The sequence below is a fragment of the Aurantivibrio infirmus genome, assembly GCF_054767315.1.
The window spans coordinates 83,059-105,435 of sequence record NZ_BAAFSK010000005.1 but is presented as its reverse complement, the minus strand read 5'-3'; the positions used below and the strand labels follow the sequence as shown (position 1 = coordinate 105,435).

Genomic DNA, 22,377 nt, shown 5'->3' with positions numbered 1-22,377 from the left:
TCGTCATTTTCGCGCAGCGGTTACGCGCTAGTGGAGTTGGTTACGATGAAAATCACCCATTATCTTTACAATGCATTCACTATTGAGTCGCAGAATAAAAAGCTCGCGATTGATCCCGGTGGCCTGTTTCTCTACTTCTTGCGGCTTAGCACGCTTATTCCAAAGTGCGAGTGGCCGTCAATAACGCATATTTTTCTCACCCATGGTGATCCAGATCATTATTGGCACTTTGACCGAGTGCTTAAAGAATCTGGTGCCGAAGTGGTCTGTAATAAGACCATGGTGCAAGAGCGTGATGGAACGAGCTTTATGCTTGGACCTCGTAACAAGGGAATCGCTTTTACACTACCGGTTAATTCTCCCCATACCTTAGAAGTTGGCGAAACAATTGAAGTAAATGGCGTGAAAATTAGCGGGATTAAAACAGTTCATGGTCAGTTGTTATTAAAGCTAGGTCCATTTTCGACAACAGTTAAACCGGGCCCTACAGAAAGGGTTGGCTGGGGAGCGTTGGGGTTTCTGATTGAGTTGCACGGAAAAACGGTACTTAATTTGGGCGACACTTTATTACAAGCAGATGATTGGAAAACACTGCCAAGCCCAGATGTACTAATGATTCCCATCGGTGGCAAGGTAATCCACAACACAATGAATGAGGAAGAAGCCTTGCAGGCGGTTGAAATAATCAAACCCCAACTGGTAATCCCTTGCCACTACAATTGCCCAGCGTTTTTTACCAAAAAATACAATCCTGCAAATGAATCCGCGTTTAAGAAAAAAGTTGAAACGCTCGGTGCAAGATGCGAAATCATGAGAAAAGGCGATTCACTAAATATTTAGCTTTCTCTCGAGAGCTAAGGCCTCGGAAAAAAACAGATGAACTCACAACAAATGAGAGCGGTAGTAAATACCGTTTACGGTTCTCCCGATGTACTCACTATTTCTCAGGTGACGATTCCTGAACCAAGGGCATCGGAAATTCGTGTCAAAGTTCATGCTACGACAGTGGGACGTACCGATACCTGCAACTTACGCGCCCACCCTTTTTTTATGCGACCTGCATCAGGATTAATTCATCCCAAAAATCCAATTCTCGGTATGGATTTTTCCGGCACCGTCGATGCGATTGGGAAAGATGTAACCGCTTTTTCAATCGGTGACCGAGTATTTGGTTTAACACCTTCAATCCATGGCGCTCATGCGGAATACGTCTGTATACCGCATGATTGTATGGTTGCCAATATGCCACCCTCTAAATCATTTGCACAAGTTGTTGTGGGCGAAGGCGCGTGGTACGCAAACACCTACTTGCAACAGTTTAAGCCAAACGTGGGTGATTCCATTTTGATTTACGGTGCGTCCGGTGCAATCGGAGTGGCAGCCTTACAGTTGGCAAAAATTTATGGTTGCGATGTTACAGCCGTTGTATCCACGCGGCATTTAGAGTTAATGCGATCGCTAGGTGCCGACACAATTATTGACTACACCACCCAGAAACTATCGTCACTAAATCAATCATTCGATTTTATTCTCGATGCTGTCGGTAAATTTACCTATGCCGAGGGCAAAATATTTTTAAAAGATAATGGCGTGTTTTCTTCTACCGACTTAGGGCCGTTTTACCAAAATCTATATCTTCCGTTTTGGACGCGACTTACAAAAACTAAAAAAATGGTAATGCCTATGCCACGGCAAGATAAACACCTGATGCCTTTTCTATCAGAACATCTCGAATCCGGTGACTTTAAAGCAGTCATCGATCGCAAGTACTCGTTGCCGGACATCGCTGATGCCTATCGCTACGTTGAAACCGCACGAAAACAAGGCATTGTTGTGATAGAAGTTTGAGGGCAGACTGATTTATGACCTACAAATTTCTTTCAGGGCATGCTTTAGATCGCCCCCCTAACAAGCCCCATCCCAAAAAAGCCAAGACAATTGAAATTAGCGGATTCAAATAATTTAAAAACGCATAAGGTGCATATTCAACAACAGGCACCATCAAAGTACTCGCATAAAATGCACCCGCCGTTGTCCAGGGAATTAATCCCGTCGTCATCGTCGCGCCTTCTTCCACTGAACGAGATAACACTGCTTTATCAATTTTTTCTCGTTTAAATACCGGCTTAAATAACTGGCTGTTGAGAATAATAGTGATGTAAGCCTCGCCCATGCCCATGTTGCCAATCACGCCCGCGCCAATGGTTGTTGCCACTATTGAACCAGTGCGACGTAGGCGAACTAAAATCCCTTCCAACAAAACCTGTAAAAAACCAGCGCCGTTAAGAATGCCGCCCATGGCCAAGGCCATAATCGAAATCAACAAGGTCCAACTCATACTGCTGATACCGCCCCGCCCCAACAAAGAATTCAGTGAAGCAATTCCTGAGTCTGGTGCGGTGTTACTCCATAAAGCGTTTAGGGATTCAGTGATTGGCTGTTGCTGAACAATAATAGCAATTAGCGTCGCCGCCACCACACTGAGTGACATAGAAACCTCAGCTGAAAGTCGACGCAAACTGCAAAACACCATTACGATAATTGGGATAAAAGTAATTAAAGGATTAAGGACATACAAATCATCAAGAGCAACAAGCATGGCTTCTAATTCAGTAAAACTGCTCGCATTGCCATCAAAAAGAAAACCATAAATAATCAAGATAATTGTCACAACAATAAAAGTCGGAATCGTTGTAAACAACATTGAATAAATATGTCGATAAAGCGAAGTACCGGCACTCATTGCCGCAAGATTCGTCGTATCCGATACCGGCGATAACTTATCACCAAATGTTGCGCCAGAGATAATTACCCCTGCCACTAACGGCAAAGGCATTCCCAACGTATCGCCGATGGCCAGCAGCACAACACCCAAAGTACCCACCGTACCCCAAGAAGTCCCCGTCGCCACCGACATAAAACTGCACAAAACCAAACTCGCCACTAAAAAGATAGAAGGCTTTAAAAACTGCAAACCATAAAATAACAAACTCGCAATGGTACCGCTCTGCATAAAACTCGCAATCACCATCCCAATCAAAATAAAAATATAAATCGCCGGCAAAGCTTTAGTGATGCCACGATTCATCATTTCACGAATCTCGACGAACTTATAACCCAAAAGATAACTATGAAAGGAGGCCCATAACAAACATACAAACATCAGCGCATGTAAGCTGACTTGAAAATAGAAAAGCCCAAAAGAGATACAAAGAAAAATCCCACCAAAACAAACGAGCGCATGTAACAAACTTGGCTGCTTATTCAAAAATCACTCCGCAAAGAATATGTTCCGAAATATGAACCCAAAGAAGCAAAGATAGCCAATCAAAAAATAAATCTCAATAGAAAATAATTGGGCCCATCTCCAAGGAACTTTGTTTATTGGCTTCTGTCGTAGAAAAACAAATATTAAGCAATAAGCTTTTTATGATCTCAATTTACCCTCAGAAGATCAGCTCTCCAGATACCTCGGACGGTCTAAGCAATCACTATTTATCTGCGGCTCTATTGGCCAGTGCAGTACTGCATGGGATAGTGCTACTGCTTCTTTATCAGTTCTCTGCCGAAAACCACTTACCTAAGCCGGAAATTAAAAAAATCATCTCCCTTACATTAGTGGCTCCGATCTCACCCGCCACCCACCAAAGTGAACCTCCGCTCGATCCGGTAACAACTGAAACAACAATATCTTCTTCCCAGGTCAGCTCAATTCCACAACCACGCAAACCGAAAGAAGCATCGCCATTACAGGAAAATCAGCCCGCGAATTTAATATTATTAGCCCCTGCTAAGAAGCAGGAATTTATCACTCGTCAGTCCGCGATAGACTCGGAATGCACGCCGCTACAGCGTAAATCTAAAATTCATCGATGTAGTGAGAGTAACAATGGAAAATGGCAGCCTGCAAACACCAATACTTACCAGCGAGCATTTTTCGTGGCTTTCGAGAATGCGGAGCAACGCAGCGAATTCCAAAAGGATAGAGAAAAAATTATTCAACTGATCTCAGCTCAGGAAGACATTTATGCATTGATTGAGTCATCGGGCAAGGAATCGGAATCCCAGAAACAAGAACAACTGCGTATCACTCAGGAGATCGACAAGTTACTTGATAAAAACCAAGGAATTCTGGAATTAATTGAGGCCAGATGAGAATGGCAAAACACCAGAACAGCTTATGTCTCTTGTAACTTGCCGAACGAGGCGCCAAAAAAACTGAGCTGAATTGCAGAGCAAGAGAAGGTTAATCAGGCAAACAAAACTACGCTGAGGACTTCACTCCACCAACAATAAAACGCCTCCCCACCACAACCTCATTCCCCTTCTCAGGAACCAGCGGAATATTCCGTGCTAGTACCAAAGAAATCCCCGCCATTCCTGCACCCAATAAAAATACCGAACTAGGCGAAACCAACCAAAGAAAGCCAAACAACACAGGAATCACTACGGCAGCAATATGATTAATCGTAAAACTCACACTTGCTGTTGCCGCCATATCTTCTGGATCAGCTATTTTCTGGAAGTATGTTTTAATCGCTATCGCCAAAGAAAAAAACATGTGATCGACAATGTACAAACCCGCAGCAACCTGACCATTGGTAACGAAGGCGTAACTAACAAAAACACCAATTAAGCCGATGTACTCGAACGTTAGTGCGTGACGCTCACCAATTCGACCTATCAATGCGCCGATTTTTCCTGCGATTAACCAGTTAACTAAATGATTAATCAAAAACAGAACAGCGATATCGGAAACACCATAACCAAATTTTTCAACCATCATAAATGCGGCAAACACGGTGAATATCTGTCGTCGCGCGCCACTCATAAAAGTCAATGCGTAGTACAACCAATAACGTTTACGAAACACAAGGTGTTTGTGTTGCGGAACAGCAGTCTTAACGGTGGGAAAACCAAAATACATGAACAAGGTGAGCAAAATACACGTACCGCCACCTAACAAATAAATTGCTAAATAATCCAGATGAAAGTATTCACCGTTCAACCATAAAAAACTATAAACCACCAAAGATGCTAAAGCACCAACGGATATAAATTGCCCCAAAGCTTTAGGCGCCTCCGCCTTACTCAACCATTGCAGCGATAAAGATTGCTTAATAGTTTCGAAGTAATGAAAACCAATCGACATCAATACCGTAGTGCAATAGAGACCAATAACCGAAGGAAACAATCCAGTAATAGCCACACCCAAACCTAAAACCAGCAATGAGACCAAGGCGAAGCGCTGCTCTTTAAGAATCAACAAAACAAAAACAGCAGTAAATGCCAAAAAACCAGGCACTTCTCGCAGACTTTGCAACATGCCAATCTCCGCGCCGGTAAACGCCGCTTTCTCAATAACAAAATTATTGAGCAACGCACTCCACGTCGCAAATGCGACCGGCATTGCGATGGACATCAACAACAATAAATTTTTAGGCGTTTGCCACGAATAACTTTTCAAACTATTTTTTCCTTAAAAAAATACGACCATGAACTCGGCTGTTTACTCAAACTCTTACCCTGTAAATTAATTACTAAGAGGCAGAGAGAAATGATTTTTTGCTTTTAATTCCCCCTTACAGAGCGCTGAACGGAGAGCGATTTCGAGAGGTAAATTGTACAGGACGTACAATTTAGGTTTGCTGGCGCATGGATGCGACATCAAACCGACCTGTCGAAATTGCTCGGAGTGAGGGGACAGCGAAGTGGGGCGCACTTCTTTTTGGTTCGTTTTTCTTATGCGAGTAAGAAAAATGAACTCGCCAGCCGGGCGAAACCGGCCACCTCGTCCGTCGGACGACCAACAAAATCACAAATAATGAAAACAGCCCGGCTGAAACCACCAAACCTACTGCCGATTAAACGGCGGCAACGAATCCAATATCGCTTTCCCATAATGACGCGTCGTCAAACGATTATCCATAATCGTAATCTTACCGGTGTCGCTTTCACTACGAAGTAAACGCCCGCAAGCCTGGATCAATTTTAAAGACGCATCAGGAACGCTTATTTCCATAAAAGGATTACCACCACGATCTTTAATCCATTCTGAAAGCGCAGATTCAATGGGATCGTTAGGAACTGAAAAAGGAATTTTCGCGACGATGACATGGCTACAATATTTACCCGGCAAATCGACACCTTCGGAAAAACTCGCCAAACCAAATATGACGCTACCCTCTCCTTCGTCAACTCGGCGGCGATGCTCAACGAGGGTTTCTTGTTTGGGCCTATCATCTTGATGAAGTATTTTTTTCTGCCAAAATTCATCCAAGCTTTCATAGACTTCATTCAACTGCCGTCTTGATGCAAACAACACCAAACTACCATCAAAGGGATCTAACAAATCTGGTAAATTCTCGATGAGCTCTAGGGTATGCAATTCTGCATTGCCAGCATCAACAGCCTGTGCCGGAATCGACAAGGTTGCCCGCTTGTAATCAAAAGGGCTAGGTACAATTTGGTAATTACTATTCGCCGGTGTGCCAACTCTCATCCGCAAGCGATCAAAAACACCTAGCGCGGTTAAGGTTGCCGACGTCACTACCGCACCACAACAACGAGACCACAGCAACTCATCCAGAGTTTCAGCAGCCAAAATAGGACTAGACGAAATCGATAAATCGCTACCACTTGCGTTGTCAATTTTTTCTAACCATCTCGCTTCCGGAACTTCAGCGATATCGTTAGTGGAATAACTCATCCATAACGCAAGATTTGCTTCTGCGCGAGCAAGCCAAGACCCAATCAGTGGAAACCAATTTTCCAAATCAACTTTAGGTACAGACGTATAAGCGTCCTCAATTGATTCTGATAGTTCACCGGAAATTTGAGTCAATACATCAACTAAACGACCAAATGTTTGTGTTGCATCTGCAGCGCAATCAACAATCGACGCGGGAACGATACCATGAGCAAAACGATAGCGATTACTATCTCTGTCGTCTTCCACTATCTCATCAAAACAATCGAGCAATACCGGCTGAATGTAACTGAGTTGTTTTTTACAATCGGCAATCACACCGGGCAATTGTTCTAGCTTCCGATTGATATCTCCTGCCTCACCAATTTGCTGCACTGCGGCTGGCAAGGCTTGACTACATTCATCAAGCCATTTTTGTGTCGATTCTAAACGCGTGTAATGAGAAAAATGGTTTAAGGCTTTTTCTGCGAGGTGGTGCCCTTCATCAAAAATATAAATTGTGTCTTCTGGTGCAGGCAAAATGGCACCACCCCCAAGAGCGAGATCGGCCAAGACTAAATCGTGATTGGTAACGACACAATCGACACCGCTCATCTGTTCTCTGGATTTAAAAAAACTGCAATTTGAAACAAACGAACAACGTCTGCCACTGCATTCGCGATGGTTAGTCGTGACTGGTCGCCACTGATCTTCATCAATGGTTTTCGTCCAGTTATCACGATCACCATCCCACTTATTCGCTGACAGAGCTTCCATCATCGATTGATACAGACTTAAGGTTTGTTCATCGGAACGAAAGTCATCGCCCCCTGGGAATCCAAGCTGTCCCGTTTGTGAGGAATTCAAATCATTAAGCTGGCGATCCATTTTTGATAAACACAAATAGCGACCGCGTCCTTTTGCTAAAGAATAAGAAAAATCTAGATCGCAGGCGCGTTTTAAATCGGGCAGGTCTTTGTTAACAATTTGTTCTTGCAGTGCAACTGTCGCAGTCGACACCACCAAATGTTTACCGAGGGCCTTGGCAATCGGCAACGCGGCGAGTAGGTATGCAACTGTTTTACCCGTACCGGTGCCGGCTTCGACCACGCAGATATGAGAATCTGAAATTCTCACTTTTTCTTCATCAAGTTCGATCGCGCCCAACGTTTTTGCAATCTCGGCAATCATTAGCTTTTGACCGTAACGAGGCTTTAAATCGCTGGAACTTAAGAATTGGCTGTAGGCGGATTGGATGGCTTGCTTGGTATCAGGTGAGAGCATGTTCCCCGCTTGCAACTAGGCGCTTTTTTGCTGGGGAAGATGATCAGCATCGCGCAATTGCAATTTGCTCACAATTGGGTTCGCATACATTTCTCGAACAAGTTGTCGATATTTAGGTTCAATTGCTCGCAGTCTATCAACAAATGCTCGAGCTTCTGTGGGGTGATCAGATTCGTTGAACGCAACATTATTCTCGTCGACAAAACTTGGCGGAAACTCGCCGTAAATACTTTTGTACGCGAAATAATTGCTGGGCTGTATCGCATAATTGTTTATTACTTGGCGATCAATTTCTGCGGCGACCTCATCGGTATCATTAAAATCTTCCGTTAGCTCATCACCAAAAACAATTCGCACTTTACCCTTAGATCCGGATATTCCTTTGGCAATTGTGAGCACATCTTCATGCTCTTCTTTTTCATACTTGCCATGCGTGTTGTGTTCGAAAATTTCGCGCGCTTTATCTCCATCACAAGGGTCCCATTCGTAAGACATGGAGATTGGGACAATGTGAAGTTCGCGAATATAATCCGCAAATTCTTGCGTCTTCGGTTTATTCAAACTTAGCATGCCAACCAAAGCTGTGTTGGTTCTATCGAGACCGTTTTTGGCTCGACCTTCGCGCTGGGCAATCCAGACATTCGCTTTATCAACCGTCAAAGAATGGTGAATATATTCAGAAAGATGTTTCGCCGCTTTAAATTTTTCTCGATTACCTTTTACCGAACGCTTGACGATGAAACTTTTATTTAAGCGCATCAAGTCCGTTACATAGGGCTTACTCAATAAATTATCGCCAATGGCAATGCGCAATGTCTCTTGTTGGTTTTTATTTAACACCCAATTGAGTAACGCTGGATCGAGAGTTATATCCCGGTGGTTGCTAACAAACAGATAGGATTTTTTGGGGTCTAGGCGTTCAATGCCAGAACTAATAACTTCGCTGCCGGTGGTATCGAGCATCTTGTCGATATAACGCCGCACAATCATCTGCAGCTGTTCAACGCTATCTATTCCCCTTGCTTCTCTTTTTACATAGTAGCCAACAATCCGCGCCACAACGCCGGGGATAATAGAGGTGATTCTGGGGTACTGTAAGCGCGCTACGGCCAAACGAAATTCTTTATCATTTACCACACGATCAATGACGGCTTTTACTTCACTATCGTTATAGGGCCGGATGTCATCAAAGTTAGTCATTTATAGTTACGTATCCAGTTATCAAGCGCTAAACCAGGCAATTTTTGCAGGCGCAAACATACATAAAACATCGACAAATTACCACCTACTCAATAATTTCGCCCTCAGATCTCTCATGGATAAGTACTAGATCGGAAAGTGGTCATTTTGTGGCTACAATGAGTATAGCAAGCCGTTTTAATTTTAGCGGTAACACCACAGAATTGATGGAGCACCGCTCGTGTATTGCAGGATCGCATCAACGCTGTTCACCAACAGATTATTCGTGAACGAGCACCTCGCCTTGGCGCCATTTCATTCGATATGGCTTGCCCACCGATGAAGATCCTACTCGTAGAAGATAGCGCTACGCTGCGTTATACGATGTGTAACTACATCAAGCAGGCCGGCCACGAAAGTGTCGTTGCGGAAAGCGGCGAAGAAGCCTTGCAACTTATCGAAACAACTCCCGTGGATTTGGTAATCATGGATGTAGAGATGCCAGGCTTAAATGGTTTTGAGACCACGAGCTTGATGCGTGAGACTTTTGGTTCGCATTGGGTACCTATTATCTTCATCACTGGTATGAGCGACGCTGCAAGTTTTCACGAGGGAATTGAAGCTGGCGGTGATGATTACATGACGAAGCCGATAAGCCTTGTCGTACTGAAAGCGAAACTAAGAGCGCTAGAAAGAATTACTGCCATGCAGCATAAATTGCATCGGCTCAACGAAGAACTCCAGCACTTAAGCCAAAATGACGGACTCACCGAACTCTACAATCGCCGTGCGTTTGAAGAAATTGCTGAAAAACAATGGCAAGTGATCACTAGAGCTCATAACCCTGTGTCGGTGTTGATGATAGATGTCGATCATTTCAAAACGTATAACGACTACTATGGCCATCATGCCGGTGACGACTGCCTTAAAAAAGTGGCGCAAATATTAAAACAAACATTACATCGGCCCGCAGACATACTGGCTCGTTATGGTGGCGAAGAGTTTATCGCCTTACTTCCCGATACTGACTTAAGCGGCGCTAAAGTTGTTGCTGATGCCTTGCGCACAGCGATTGAAGATGCGGGTATTCCCCATGAAAGATCGAATCACTCAGAATTTGTCACGGTGAGCATTGGCGGCGCCTCTGCCGATCACACCACGGGCCTGCCGCGCCAAGAACTAGGGAAGGAAGCAGATAAAGCGCTTTATGAAGCGAAAGACAGCGGACGTAATTGCACGAAAGTAAGACAAATCGCACCACATAAAACGGTACTGATCGCAGACGAAGATAATGAAATGCTCGCACTGCTAAGTGATGTTCTCAGAAAAGAATACAACATCCTCACCACTAACAATGGCGTCGAATGTTTGGAAATAATTCATAACATTCACCCTGATCTGTTAATTCTAGATGAATCGCTAGAGCAGAATAGTGAAGTCAATATTCATGAAAATATTGCCGAGGATAAACTAACTGCAAAAATGCCGACAATAAGCATCGGTTCGAAAGAAACGATAACGAACTCAAAATTTTCAAAGGCAAGTAATCGCTACCTTCAAAAACCCATTGAAGCAGACAACTTGCTGACTACCATCTATAGAATTTTAAGTTAAAACAAAACGTCTAAGTCTTTCGTGTGTGATACCAAGTCACTGGGCGAGAATGTTTTTCAACTTGATCAACAACATCTAGCACCAGCGCAAATAAAGCCATTCTCACCAGCACCCCATTGTCCGTTTGCCGGAAGATGGCGAGATTTGGATTCTGATTTAGATCGCTGTCTAACTCATTTGCATCAGCCCGTGAATCTCTAGGTAAGGGGTGCATGATGACGGTATTGGGTTCGCAGTATTTGGTGTAAATGGATTGATTTAAACGAAAGCGCCCCCGATAACTATCCGCCTCTTCTTTCGACTTAAACCGCTCTTCTTGAATGCGTGTCGAGTAAGCAATATCGACATGGGAAATACTTTGCGTTAACTCTTGAGAAATATCGACAACATGGCCTGCACTTTTCAACTTGTCGACTAAGTACTCGGGCATCGCAAGTTCAACAGGAGAAACGAGGGTCACATGGACATTTTTAAATAGAGACAACAAACCACACAGTGAATGCACCGTACGACCATATTTGAGATCACCGATCATCGCAATTCTCAGACCATCAATGGTTCGCCCCTGTGCGGCCAATTCTTTTTCGATGGTGTAGAGATCCAACAAGGCTTGGCTGGGGTGCTCATTGGCGCCGTCCCCACCATTAATGACTGGGACTCGGCTGGCGCCGGAAAACTCGCTTACAGAGCCCTCTTCCGGATGACGCATGCAAATCACGTCGCTGTACCCGGAAATAACACGAGCGGTGTCGTATAGAGACTCCCCTTTCGCCAAAGCAGATACTTGGATGCCGGTGGTTTCTCGAACGTTGCCACCTAAAAGGTTGAATGCGCTACCGAAACTCACCCGAGTTCGCGTACTCGGTTCGAAAAACATATTGCCTAGAATAGCCCCCTCCAATACGCGCGTTACCCGCTGACGCATGGCGTAGGGAACCATGGCGTCTGCCACGGTAAAAATTCGTTCAATATCAGGTCGTTGGAATTGGTCTATAGAGAGGATATGCGAGCCAGTAAATTCCACAGGATTCCCCGGGTTAAGTGTCAGGTTAAATTTATCGAAGAAGGTCGGTCTAGATCGCCAGCAAAGCGGGTCGACTCAGGACTGCCGAATGAACTGGAGTGGCATCCTACCTGATTGCCGACGCCAAGAAAATGACATGCGTAAATTATTCCAAAAACCTGGCTATGCGAGCTTTTACCCTTGAAGTCGCTCCGTTTAAGACGATTTCCGCCTATTAAGTTGAACAATTCACGGATCGTTGCTAATAACTATATAGGGCTTAGCGATTTCTATTTATTACCGGTTTGCAATATAAACCAATACAGTCAGCTTGGTAAGATCGCATTATCGAGATAGAAAACGTCTTTTTTGGATCGATTGAATTTTGCGCGACATACTAACGAGTTGTTGGCAGGACGTAATCTCCGTTAACTTTGTTCGTTAACGATATCTATTGACGCAGAAGTAACCATCGCTCGCCCAAACGCCTCTTCAGAGAGGATGATCTATAACAAAAGGATTTAAAGTGAGCCAACGTTCTCAAGATACTTTATACAAATACTGCTCAGCGGAAACTGCAAAGTTAATCCTTGCCTCACAGTCGTTGCGCTGGAGTGCCTCACAGCTATATGCAGACCCTTTGGAGTTGAATTACCAGAGTGAATTACCCTTCAACAATGACGACTTATTAAGCGCCGCGATAAAGGCAGCGACCAGCTTTATTTTCGCAAAAGATCCACCTTCTGGAAGAGCACCGCTAATGGCTGCAATTCGACGCTGGCGCGATGAAGAGCGTTTCGCTTCACCAGAAGAAGCCGAAACTGTGTTACATGACTTGCTCACCCAAATGGTGACTCAACGTATTGAAGAAATTGAACAAATTGTTACTGACTGGAAGGCTTATACTCGAAAAATGCGAATTTGCTGTTTTTCAGCAAAGGCAGACGATTTAAATTCTTGGTACAAATATGGCGACAATCACCGCGGGGTGATTTTACGTTTTCACAATGAAGGTTCTGCATATTTTGGCAAGGCAGAACAAGTTAAATATTCAGATAACAAACCCGCCATCTCGAGCATGAAAGAACAACTCAATACAGTGCTGGTTAATGATGGCCATCGTCCCCAAGATTATTTCCAAGAGAAGTTTCTCTCAAAACCACTGAGCTATAAAAGCGAACAAGAGTGGCGTTGTTTTTTTGAACAAAAAGAAAGTGAAGCACCAATTGACGAAGATCCAAACAAACATTATCTCGACAGACCCTTTAATAATGACGATTTGAAAGCGGTACACTTTGGAACCGCAACCAGCTTAGCGGACCAAAAAGAAATTTGGGATATCATCAAAAGTAATTATTCCCTAGTAAAAATGTTTGAAACCACTTTGGGAACAACAAATTTTGAGTTGAAAATCGACCGAGTAAATCAAAAACCAAGTTAGCAAAAGTTGGCAGATTAGCTAAATTTAAAAAGCACTCATTGAGTGCTTTTTTTATTCCCGAATACCGCCCGACCAATCACAATATATTTCTGATCAGCGATTCCTGATAGGATAGCAATTCTTTCAGTACTTCTTTCTTTTCGGCAGATAAGGTACCGTCATTTAGAAGCAATTCGATTTTTTCACGAAATACTTTTACGCTTTGTCCTGTAGCGCCATCCGAATCATTAAAGCGAATTTTTAAATATTCCCGCCACTGTAACTTTTCTTGCTCACTGAGAGAATCCGGAAAATTTCTGGCTCGATAGCGAAACAATAGTTCCGGCAAACGCTTGTCGTAAAAACTAAAGGTAGTGTTAGCTAGAGTTTTTGCGCTAGCGGCCCTAACATCCATCATGGTCTTTTTATCTCGATTATCGAGAAATCCTTGATACAAGCTTTGCTCAGGGTCATTCGACTCTGGAAATTGATTACTACTAAACACTGCATGTAGTTTTTCCGTCAGATCCAAATCTTTAATTTCTTGCCAATGTTTTTCGCAAATATTTTTATCCAACTTAATCCGTTCGGCAATTTTAGCGTCGACTAATTTTGGCGTTGTTAAGATCGGTGACTTGTTTAGATGAACTACCTTTAGTGGGACACGCTCTACACCTTCATCCAAATCTTCCCTGCGAGTAAACAGCCGTTCTGAGATTTCCTCAACGCTTAAATCTGACAATAATGACGGAGACGCGGAAAGATCGTAAACAATGACACCATTTTTGTTCTCAGGATGCATGGCTAAAGGCACTACAAAAGCAGCGCAAGCTTGGCTCGCGGGATAACGGGACGAAATATGCAACAGAGGTTTGCGGGACGATAAATCTATTAGGTCGGCAACATTTTTCTTATCGCGCAATTTATAGGCATAATCATACAAACCAGGCTGCTTATTTTTTACTAGTTTCGCTAAAGCGATCGTTGCGTACACGTCAGACAAAGCATCGTGAGCAGATTCATGAACCAATTTATTCGCTTTACTCAGCTCTTCGAGTCGAAAACTAGGGCTGCCGTCTTCATGTCTGGGCCACTCAATGCCTTCTGGTCGTAAGGCATAGGTTAAACGCACAACATCGATAATATCCCAACGTGAATTACCATTACGCCATTCGCGCTCATAAGGATCGTAAAAATTCCTGAACAAACCATTGCGCGTCACCTCATCATCAAAACGTATTGAGTTGTAACCCACACCGCAGGTGCCAGGGCGTGAGAGTTCATGATGGATTTCCCTCATAAACTCATAATCTGGCAGACCATGTTTTAACGCATGTTGAGGCGTAATACCGGTTACCAGGCAGGCTTCAGGCTTGGGTAAACAATCGCTTGCTGGCTGGCAGTAAATACTCAGTGGGTCACCAACAATCTCTAGCTCTTCATTGGTGCGCACCCCGGCAAATTGCGAAGGCTTGTCTAGATTTGGAACCTCACCCCAGGTTTCGTAGTCGTGCCAATACAAGGTATTCATAAGAAAATCACTTTGAATTGAGAAAATTATTAAGTTTCGACAGTAGGTTTAAACAATACAACAACAAATAATCTGCCGATGATTTGATTAAGCTTATTAGTAAAACCGACTCTACATTTTAAAAACAATACTGTCACCCGCTTATAGCTTGATTGAAAAACCTAGGCTTTTCAGAACGCGGACTAACACGGTATACTTCCTGGCAACCAAATTTTAAGGGTGGAATAGAGTGAAGCTTGAAGATTTAATAGCGAACAACGTTAAATGGTCAGAAGACATTAAGCGCGAAAATCCCGATTTTTTCCCGAGTCTCGCGAAACAACAAGAACCCGAATTCTTATGGATTGGTTGTTCCGATAGCCGCGTACCGGCGAATGAAATTGTGGGGCTTTTACCCGGTGAACTATTTGTTCACCGAAATGTTGCGAATGTCGTTCTCAACACTGATTTAAATTGCCAAACCGTCATTAATTTTGCTGTTGAGCAACTCCACGTAAAGCACATTATTGTGTGTGGTCATTATGGCTGTGGCGGTGTTAAATCTGCGCTTGAAAAAAAACAGTTGGGAATCATCGATTACTGGCTAAGAAATATTCGCGACACTTATTATAATAATAGTGTGGCGTTTGAGGATATCGCCGAGCATTCAGAAAAAGTAGATCGTTTGTGTGAACTCAACGTTGCGCAGCAGGTAGCAAACGTTTCCCATACCAATGTGGTACAAAATGCCTGGCGTCGCGGGCAAGATTTATCAATCCACGGCTGGATTTATTCAATTCACGATGGCTTGGTAAAACAACTAATGGAACCGCTAGATAGCCTAAATGATGTGCCGGAACAATATAAACTCGACCCACGAATTATTTAGTTTTGAAAAAATATCACGAATGATATTTTTTACTAAACTTTTTAATTAATCACGTTTTTAATTGCAGTCCTTAACGAACTGCAATGACTCCCTCTTCAATTTTTGCTTTCCATATTTTTGGGCCAGTTTGATGTACCGATTCACCTTTTGCGTCGACCGCTACAGTAACCGGCATATCTTTTACGTCAAATTCATAAATAGCTTCCATTCCCAGCTCCGGGAAACCAACAACTTTTGCTGACTTAATTGCTTGCGATACTAGATAAGCGGCGCCGCCAACAGCCATTAAATAAACTGACTTATTATCTTTAATTGCTTCAATAGCAAGAGGACCGCGTTCTGCCTTGCCGATCATACCGAGCAAGCCTGTTTGCTCTAGCATTGTTCGAGTAAATTTATCCATTCGCGTTGCAGTAGTTGGTCCCGCTGGGCCAACCACTTCATCACGAACGGGATCAACTGGCCCAACGTAATAAATGAAACGGCCTGTTAAGTCGACAGGTAGAGGTTCGCCCTTTGCAATTAAGTCGGTCATTTTTTTATGCGCGGCGTCACGGCCGGTTAACATTTTCCCTGACAACAAAACGGTGTCGCCGGGCTGCCACTCTTGAATGTCATCTTTGGTAATTGTATCCATATTAACGCGACGAACATTTTCACCCACTTGCCAAGAAATATTTGGCCAATCATCAACGTTCGGTGGCGTTTGTAATGCGGGGCCAGTTCCATCCAATGTGAAATGCGCATGGCGTGTTGCTGCGCAATTAGGTATCAAGGCTACGGGCTTATTCGCCGCGTGGGTTGGATAATCTTTTACTTTTATATCGAGTACGGTGGTTAATCCACCCAAGCCTTGCGCACCAATTCCCAATTTATTCACTTTATCGAAAAGCTCTAAACGCAACTCTTCCGCACGGTTACTTGCACCACGTTTTTGTAAATCTTGAATATCAACGGGTTCAAGCAAGGATTCTTTTGCTAGCTGCATGGCTTTTTCTGCCGTACCACCAATACCTAAACCGAGCATTCCCGGTGGGCACCAACCAGCACCCATTTCAGGAACCACTTTTAAAACCCAATCAACAATGGAGTCCGAAGGATTCAACATAGCAAATTTACTTTTCGCTTCACTACCGCCACCTTTCGCGGCAACATGAACGTCAACGGTATTTCCCGGAACTATGTTGTAATGAATTATCGCTGGAGTGTTGTCGCCAGTATTTTTTCTCGCGCCATCTGGGTCGGCAAGAATTGAAGCTCGTAATACATTATCCGGCAACATATATGCTCGTCTAACGCCCTCGTTTACCATGTCGGTAACACTCAGCTCAGATTCCCACTGCACATCCATGCCCACGGTCACAAACACGGTAACAATACCGGTGTCCTGGCAAATAGGCCGATGCCCCATCGCACAAAGACGTGAATTAATTAATATTTGCGCCATTGCATCTTTCGCCGCAGGATTGGCTTCGCGCTCGTAAGCATCATTCATCGCATCGATAAAATCTTTGGGGTGGTAATAAGAAATAAATTGCAGAGCGTCTGAAACGCTATCGATCAAATCTTGCTGGCGAATAACAGTGGGCATAATTAACTCTTTTAAATTGGTGTTCTAATTAGGTTTAGAAAAATTAACGTAACTCCCTATTAGGGCGCTCCCAAACGTTGTTTTAATTGCTGGATATCGGCGTTTGCGCTGCGACGAAAAGAATCTATCGCTCGAATCGCTTCTTCATTGTTCTCGGTAGTCGCCGCCATTTCGTTCACTTTGGTCTCTAATTGTTTTGCAAGCTGATCTACTTGCTGCAAACGTTTTTCAGCGTTGCTATTATTTTCTGAAACTCGCGTCAACAATAGCTGCTGTTCCGACGCTCTTGATTGCAAGGAGGCGATTTTACTTTTGTATTCATCAGATGCGGCCTTAGCGGCTTTTGCATCGGCGGCGGCGGTCTTCAAGGTACTGTCGAACTTTGTAATCGCCGTTTTATTTTCTGCTATACCATCGCGATGGTTGCGGTAATTTGCCCATAACAAATCGTATTGCTCTTCGGCTTTATCGACACGCTCTAAAATTTGGGTAACGGACTGACCTGATTGCGAATTCGATAAGTTTAGACGGGCTTCCAACTCAACTATGCGCACTTCGGCGGACTGCATAACTTTTTTCGCCTCTTGCATTTGCCAGACCCCATAACCGCCGACGCCAACGCCGAGCAAGGCAATAATAATGGCAACAAAAGCGAGGGGTGAAGATCCACTGGGTCTCGATGCAGGAGGCCTAGATCCTTGTCGAGGCTGCGCCCCAGGTGGTCGACTGGCCCTTTGCGCATTACTTTGAGCGCCACTTTGAGCGCCACTACGAATTTCGTCGCGCTCTGGTCTTATACCCGACAAAGTTGGCTCTTTACGTTCAGCCATGTCTTATTCCTCAATTGATTTGGAAGTAGTAGATGATTAACGGTTTTCGTTGCGGAACAACCTTATCTTAGCGAGCCGCTCCGCTTACATCCTTAAGAGATTCGGTGGATTCCAGCGCGCAAATAAGGACGCATTATATCCACAATATCCGTAATTCTAAATATTGGCTTTGGTCACTGCTTCCAAGTTTAGAAGATCTATTGATATTCAACCTGGAAATGCTTCCTCGCAAAAATGCCGTATTCTAACCGATAAGAAGCCAATATTCAGTGATCTGAGCGCCTTCTAGTGATCGACCAGCAAGACTCAGACACAAAAAAGCCGAGAGTGATTCTCGGCTTTTTTGATTTGTGGGCGGTAAGATTTAAACGAAGTGTAAAATCCCCATCAAGACAATCGTTAATCCAATACTACAATGAATCACACCAACCACCGAAGTCATTGGGCCTTGCTTGCCTACAATCGCGTTAATTTGGAGCAAAGCGATAATGCCTAAAGCAACCCATAATCCTAACGATGGACCCGAATTTGACAGTAGGTTGGCGCCTCCTCCAAAACCGTGTGAGGATGCGAGCATTCCATAAGCCATCGGCCCAGAAAAAAGGGTGTTAGTGCGTGATGCCAACAAAGCCTTAGCTCCCGCTGCAGGACCATCACCCTCTTTTATACCCAGTGCAATTTTCTGATTTGGCCAAATAATTAACCAAACATTCAAAAACATCAAAGTACCCAACGTTGCGCCTACGACGATGAAGTAATCAATGTTTTTATCGTGGCCTAATTTTCCCAACAAAACCAAACCTGTTAAGAAAGTAAACATGGCACCCCAACGGAACCACCATAGCGCTTTAGGCGCTAGTTTTGCTTTCGCATCAGCCAATGCTTCCGGCCCCGCCGCTTTGAAATAGGCACCTTGAATAAAATTGAAATAGTAAAGTAAACCAATCCAGGTAATACCAAATAGTAAATGCATCCAACGAGCGAAGAAATCTATAATTTGCGTTGTGTCCACGTCTACCCCCTACAGCTGAAGCTGAGATTTATTATTAAAGTTGTTGTGATCTTCATAGAGTGTTGTGTTGCTGTCCGGCTTTATACCAGTAAAACGGGACAAATAAAACCAAACCCAATGCGCTAGTATTCCGGAAACAAAAAAGCCGAGCATCGCTCGGCTTTTGACATACTAACTGTAAGGGTATTTAAGCTGAAAAATTATCGTTAGCAAATTGCCAATTGACTAAGGCCCAAAATGCTTCCATGTATTTAGGACGCGCATTTCGATAATCAATGTAGTACGCATGCTCCCAAACATCGACGGTCAACAACGGGGTAACACTGCTGTCCGTTAACGGTGTTTCCGCATTTCCAGTATTTACAATCGCCACGCTGCCATCTGCTTTTTTGACCAACCAAGTCCAGCCGCTGCCAAAATTACCAATTGCAGAATTTGTAAACTCTTCTTTGAATTTAGCAAATGATCCAAAGGCTGCATTAATTGCGTCGGCTACTGCACCACTTGCTTCACCACCGCCGTTAGGACTCAGCGAGTTCCAGTAAAACGTGTGATTCCAAATTTGCGCAGCATTATTAAATACACCACCAGAAGACGCTTTAACGATATCTTCCAGGCTTTTCCCCTCTAGATCTGTTCCGGGTAGCATGCCATTTAATTTATCGACATAGGTTTTGTGATGCTTGCCGTAATGAAACTCTAATGTTTCGACCGAAATATGTGGCGCCAATGCATCTTGTGGATAAGGTAGTGCGGGTAATTCAATTGCCATGATAAAAAACTCTCCTTTTACAAATTACAAAAAAACAAACAAACCAATTCAATATTACTAAGTCATTGAGACGATGCTTAATCACTACAGTTCAAGTTTTTATCGCCAAGATTCAATAAAAAAATCAATCAACAAAAGCTTAACCAAAAATGATCTTACTCGAACTCAAAAACAATAAAAATAAAAACGGCCCCGTTAGCGTTTAATACTGTAGGGGCCGTGTTTTGAAGCGTATATTTGGTGCGGTTTTTATCGTCATGCACTTAAATAGTGTTAACGATAAAAACCTCTGGTGAAAAGATTTACATCATTCCGCCCATGCCACCCATTCCGCCCATGCCACCCATATCTGGCATGCCACCCGCAGCGCCTTTATCTTCAGGTAGATCGGCAATCATTGCTTCTGTAGTAATCATCAAGCCAGCAATAGAACCCGCCGCCTGTAGCGCCGTACGAGTTACTTTAGCCGGATCTAGAATACCCATTGCCAACATATCACCGTATTCACCGGTCGCAGCGTTGTAGCCGAATGAACCTTCACCTTGACGTACTTTGTCTGCAACTACCGAAGCTTCGTCGCCAGCGTTAGTTACGATTTGTCGCAACGGCGCTTCCATCGCTTTACGTGCAATTCCAATACCAGCAGTTTGCTCGTCGTTGTCGCCAACTAAATCAGCAATTGATGCAGCAGCACGAATTAGTGCAGCACCACCACCAGGCACAACGCCTTCTTCAACTGCGGCACGAGTCGCATGCAATGCATCTTCTACGCGGGCTTTTTTCTCTTTCATTTCTACTTCGGTTGCTGCACCTACTTTGATTACGGCAACACCGCCAGCAAGTTTGGCAACACGCTCTTGAAGTTTTTCTTTGTCGTAATCAGACGTCGCTTCTTCGATTTGAACGCGAATTTGATTAACGCGGTCTTCGATGTCTTTAACCACACCAGCACCATCAACAATCGTGGTATTTTCTTTAGTCATTGTTAGGCGCTTCGCAGAACCTAAATGCTCTAAAGTAGCTGACTCAAGATCCAAACCAACTTCTTCAGAAATAACAGTACCACCGGTTAAGATCGCGATGTCTTGCAACATTGCTTTGCGACGATCACCAAAACCAGGTGCTTTACAAGCAGCAACTTTAACGATGCCGCGCATGTTATTCACAACTAGAGTAGCTAAAGCTTCGCCTTCAACATCTTCCGCGATAATCATTAATGGCTTGCCTGCTTTTGCTACTGCTTCAAGCAAAGGAAGTAATTCACGAATGTTTGAGATTTTTTTATCAACCAATAAGATGAAAGGTGATTCCATCTCTGCACTCATGCTTTCTTGGTTGTTAATGAAGTAAGGAGAGAGGTAGCCGCGATCAAACTGCATACCTTCAACAACTTCGAGTTCGTTTTCTAAACCTGAACCTTCTTCAACAGTGATAACGCCTTCTTTTCCGACTTTATCCATCGCGTTTGCGATAATTTCACCAACGTCAGAATCACTGTTCGCAGAAATAGTACCTACTTGAGCAATTGCCGTTGAATCAGCACATGGTTTAGCAATTGATTGCACGTACTCAACAGCAGCTTTAACGGCTTTGTCGATTCCGCGTTTTAAATCCATTGGATTCATACCAGCAGCAACCGCTTTCAAACCTTCGTTGACAATCGATTGTGCCAATACTGTTGCTGTTGTTGTTCCGTCACCGGCTTCGTCAGAGGCTTTAGAAGCAACTTCTTTTGCCATCTGTGCGCCCATGTTTTCAAATTTATCTTGTAACTCGATTTCCTTCGCTACGGAAACACCATCTTTAGTAACGGTAGGTGCACCAAAAGATTTGTCGAGTACAACGTTACGACCCTTAGGGCCTAGTGTTGTTTTAACAGCGTCTGCCAAAATGTTGATACCAGCCAACATGCGCTGGCGAGCGTCATCACCAAATTTTACGTCTTTAGCGGCCATGATTATGTTCCTTAATGTCTATGTTCTTAAATTAGGAAATGGAAAAAGCAGTGGGTTAACTCCGCAAAGAATTAAACCAGCACAGCTTTAATGTCGGACTCACTCAAGATAATGAGTTCTTCACCATCAACTTCGATTGTGTCGCTGCCGGCATATTTGCCAAACACAACGATGTCACCTTTTTTCACATCGACAGGACGGACTTCACCGTTGTCGAGTACACGGCCATTACCAACGGCCAACACTTCACCCTCATTGGGCTTTTCAGTCGCTGAACCCGGCAGCACGATGCCACCAGCTGATGTTTTTTGTTCTTCCTTGCGGCGAACCACCACACGATCGTGTAAAGGACGAATATTCATGGAATTTGTCTCCAATAACTTACGTTTTGAGTTATGTAATGACGGGGAATACCCCATTGTTGTTTTGCTTCTTCGTTTGGAAGAGACAAATCTCTTCTTCCTGAATGGCAACTTGCTCAGGATCTGTTCAACTAATACTTAATATTATGTCTAGTATGAACACCCCTAGTGCTCGCCCCCATCTCGCGAATTGCTGTTAAGGGGAGAGGTTCAAAAAACCAAGTGTTGGCATGATGGGGTTGGTTTGGGATATTTCAACTGAAATCGT

18 protein-coding genes are annotated in these 22,377 nt (G+C 43.8%); 6 read left to right on the top strand and 12 right to left on the bottom strand.

Annotated features, from left to right (window positions below; all coding sequences use genetic code 11):
• Positions 1 to 45 precede the first annotated feature (45 nt).
• Both ACYUCY_RS12170 and ACYUCY_RS12165 read left to right on the top strand, forming a co-directional pair.
• The gene (locus ACYUCY_RS12170) at positions 46 to 840 is read left to right on the top strand and encodes an MBL fold metallo-hydrolase (protein ID WP_460226773.1); all 795 of its coding nucleotides are present in this window, start codon (positions 46 to 48) and stop codon (positions 838 to 840) included.
• Positions 841 to 876: 36 nt separating this feature from the next.
• Positions 877 to 1,848, top strand: a complete 972-nt coding sequence (locus ACYUCY_RS12165) for an NAD(P)-dependent alcohol dehydrogenase (RefSeq protein WP_460226772.1) — start codon at positions 877 to 879, stop codon at positions 1,846 to 1,848.
• Positions 1,849 to 1,867: 19 nt separating this feature from the next.
• On the opposite strand, the gene nhaC is transcribed toward ACYUCY_RS12165, so the two are convergent.
• Complete coding sequence (gene nhaC, locus ACYUCY_RS12160) at positions 1,868 to 3,268, bottom strand: Na+/H+ antiporter NhaC (RefSeq protein ID WP_460226771.1); 1,401 nt, start codon at positions 3,266 to 3,268, stop codon at positions 1,868 to 1,870.
• A gap of 161 nt (positions 3,269 to 3,429) precedes the next feature.
• Between nhaC and ACYUCY_RS12155 the strand changes: the two genes are divergently transcribed.
• Entirely contained in the window at positions 3,430 to 4,155 is a 726-nt protein-coding gene (locus ACYUCY_RS12155) for a hypothetical protein (RefSeq protein ID WP_460226770.1), read from the top strand.
• A 109-nt stretch (positions 4,156 to 4,264) separates the two neighbouring features.
• Here the strand turns inward: ACYUCY_RS12155 and ACYUCY_RS12150 are convergent, their stop codons facing one another.
• From ACYUCY_RS12150 to ACYUCY_RS12140, 3 genes are all read right to left on the bottom strand, one after another.
• Complete coding sequence (locus tag ACYUCY_RS12150; protein WP_460227080.1) at positions 4,265 to 5,422, bottom strand: MFS transporter; 1,158 nt, start codon at positions 5,420 to 5,422, stop codon at positions 4,265 to 4,267.
• A 432-nt stretch (positions 5,423 to 5,854) separates the two neighbouring features.
• On the bottom strand, positions 5,855 to 7,972 hold the full coding sequence (gene dinG, locus ACYUCY_RS12145) for an ATP-dependent DNA helicase DinG (protein WP_460226769.1): 2,118 nt from the start codon (positions 7,970 to 7,972) through the stop codon (positions 5,855 to 5,857).
• Between the two features lie 15 nt (positions 7,973 to 7,987).
• Positions 7,988 to 9,172, bottom strand: a complete 1,185-nt coding sequence (locus ACYUCY_RS12140; RefSeq protein ID WP_460226768.1) for a 1-acyl-sn-glycerol-3-phosphate acyltransferase — start codon at positions 9,170 to 9,172, stop codon at positions 7,988 to 7,990.
• Between the two features lie 225 nt (positions 9,173 to 9,397).
• Between ACYUCY_RS12140 and ACYUCY_RS12135 the strand changes: the two genes are divergently transcribed.
• Positions 9,398 to 10,765 carry a diguanylate cyclase gene (locus ACYUCY_RS12135; protein ID WP_460226767.1) on the top strand — a complete coding sequence of 456 codons (1,368 nt, stop codon included), beginning with the start codon at positions 9,398 to 9,400 and terminating at the stop codon, positions 10,763 to 10,765.
• A 10-nt stretch (positions 10,766 to 10,775) separates the two neighbouring features.
• Here the strand turns inward: ACYUCY_RS12135 and ACYUCY_RS12130 are convergent, their stop codons facing one another.
• Positions 10,776 to 11,789, bottom strand: a complete 1,014-nt coding sequence (locus tag ACYUCY_RS12130) for an aspartate carbamoyltransferase (protein ID WP_460226766.1) — start codon at positions 11,787 to 11,789, stop codon at positions 10,776 to 10,778.
• Between the two features lie 505 nt (positions 11,790 to 12,294).
• On the opposite strand from ACYUCY_RS12130, the gene ACYUCY_RS12125 reads away from it, so the two are divergent.
• On the top strand, positions 12,295 to 13,209 hold the full coding sequence (locus ACYUCY_RS12125; protein ID WP_460226765.1) for a DUF2971 domain-containing protein: 915 nt from the start codon (positions 12,295 to 12,297) through the stop codon (positions 13,207 to 13,209).
• Positions 13,210 to 13,285: 76 nt separating this feature from the next.
• On the opposite strand, the gene sbcB is transcribed toward ACYUCY_RS12125, so the two are convergent.
• Positions 13,286 to 14,719 carry an exodeoxyribonuclease I gene (gene sbcB, locus ACYUCY_RS12120; protein ID WP_460226764.1) on the bottom strand — a complete coding sequence of 478 codons (1,434 nt, stop codon included), beginning with the start codon at positions 14,717 to 14,719 and terminating at the stop codon, positions 13,286 to 13,288.
• Between the two features lie 229 nt (positions 14,720 to 14,948).
• On the opposite strand from sbcB, the gene can reads away from it, so the two are divergent.
• Positions 14,949 to 15,587, top strand: coding sequence for a carbonate dehydratase (can, locus tag ACYUCY_RS12115; RefSeq protein ID WP_460226763.1), 639 nt, complete (start codon positions 14,949 to 14,951; stop codon positions 15,585 to 15,587).
• A 70-nt stretch (positions 15,588 to 15,657) separates the two neighbouring features.
• Here can and ACYUCY_RS12110 read toward each other — a convergent pair whose 3' ends face one another.
• From ACYUCY_RS12110 to ACYUCY_RS12085, 6 genes are all read right to left on the bottom strand, one after another.
• Positions 15,658 to 17,178: a fumarate hydratase gene (locus ACYUCY_RS12110; protein WP_460226762.1), complete on the bottom strand. Its 1,521-nt coding sequence runs from the start codon at positions 17,176 to 17,178 to the stop codon at positions 15,658 to 15,660.
• Between the two features lie 59 nt (positions 17,179 to 17,237).
• The gene (locus ACYUCY_RS12105) at positions 17,238 to 18,008 is read right to left on the bottom strand and encodes a hypothetical protein (protein WP_460226761.1); all 771 of its coding nucleotides are present in this window, start codon (positions 18,006 to 18,008) and stop codon (positions 17,238 to 17,240) included.
• Positions 18,009 to 18,372: 364 nt separating this feature from the next.
• The gene (locus ACYUCY_RS12100; protein ID WP_460226760.1) at positions 18,373 to 19,020 is read right to left on the bottom strand and encodes a urate hydroxylase PuuD; all 648 of its coding nucleotides are present in this window, start codon (positions 19,018 to 19,020) and stop codon (positions 18,373 to 18,375) included.
• 187 nt (positions 19,021 to 19,207) lie between these two features.
• Entirely contained in the window at positions 19,208 to 19,792 is a 585-nt protein-coding gene (locus tag ACYUCY_RS12095) for a Fe-Mn family superoxide dismutase (protein WP_460226759.1), read from the bottom strand.
• A 302-nt stretch (positions 19,793 to 20,094) separates the two neighbouring features.
• The gene (gene groL, locus ACYUCY_RS12090; RefSeq protein ID WP_460226758.1) at positions 20,095 to 21,747 is read right to left on the bottom strand and encodes a chaperonin GroEL; all 1,653 of its coding nucleotides are present in this window, start codon (positions 21,745 to 21,747) and stop codon (positions 20,095 to 20,097) included.
• A gap of 71 nt (positions 21,748 to 21,818) precedes the next feature.
• Positions 21,819 to 22,109: a co-chaperone GroES gene (locus tag ACYUCY_RS12085; RefSeq protein ID WP_460226757.1), complete on the bottom strand. Its 291-nt coding sequence runs from the start codon at positions 22,107 to 22,109 to the stop codon at positions 21,819 to 21,821.
• Between the last annotated feature and the right edge of the window lie 268 nt (positions 22,110 to 22,377).

What these genes read in the sequence shown, in the direction of transcription:
- dinG (WP_460226769.1), bottom strand. Translation starts at nt 7,972, where the DNA reads ATGCTCTCACCTGATACCAAGCAAGCCATCCAATCCGCCTACAGCCAA.
- ACYUCY_RS12140 (WP_460226768.1), bottom strand. Translation starts at nt 9,172, where the DNA reads ATGACTAACTTTGATGACATCCGGCCCTATAACGATAGTGAAGTAAAA.
- ACYUCY_RS12095 (WP_460226759.1), bottom strand. Translation starts at nt 19,792, where the DNA reads ATGGCAATTGAATTACCCGCACTACCTTATCCACAAGATGCATTGGCG.
- ACYUCY_RS12155 (WP_460226770.1), top strand. Translation starts at nt 3,430, where the DNA reads ATGATCTCAATTTACCCTCAGAAGATCAGCTCTCCAGATACCTCGGAC.
- ACYUCY_RS12150 (WP_460227080.1), bottom strand. Translation starts at nt 5,422, where the DNA reads ATGTCCATCGCAATGCCGGTCGCATTTGCGACGTGGAGTGCGTTGCTC.
- groL (WP_460226758.1), bottom strand. Translation starts at nt 21,747, where the DNA reads ATGGCCGCTAAAGACGTAAAATTTGGTGATGACGCTCGCCAGCGCATG.
- ACYUCY_RS12105 (WP_460226761.1), bottom strand. Translation starts at nt 18,008, where the DNA reads ATGGCTGAACGTAAAGAGCCAACTTTGTCGGGTATAAGACCAGAGCGC.
- ACYUCY_RS12165 (WP_460226772.1), top strand. Translation starts at nt 877, where the DNA reads ATGAACTCACAACAAATGAGAGCGGTAGTAAATACCGTTTACGGTTCT.
- ACYUCY_RS12170 (WP_460226773.1), top strand. Translation starts at nt 46, where the DNA reads ATGAAAATCACCCATTATCTTTACAATGCATTCACTATTGAGTCGCAG.
- ACYUCY_RS12085 (WP_460226757.1), bottom strand. Translation starts at nt 22,109, where the DNA reads ATGAATATTCGTCCTTTACACGATCGTGTGGTGGTTCGCCGCAAGGAA.
- sbcB (WP_460226764.1), bottom strand. Translation starts at nt 14,719, where the DNA reads ATGAATACCTTGTATTGGCACGACTACGAAACCTGGGGTGAGGTTCCA.
- ACYUCY_RS12110 (WP_460226762.1), bottom strand. Translation starts at nt 17,178, where the DNA reads ATGCCCACTGTTATTCGCCAGCAAGATTTGATCGATAGCGTTTCAGAC.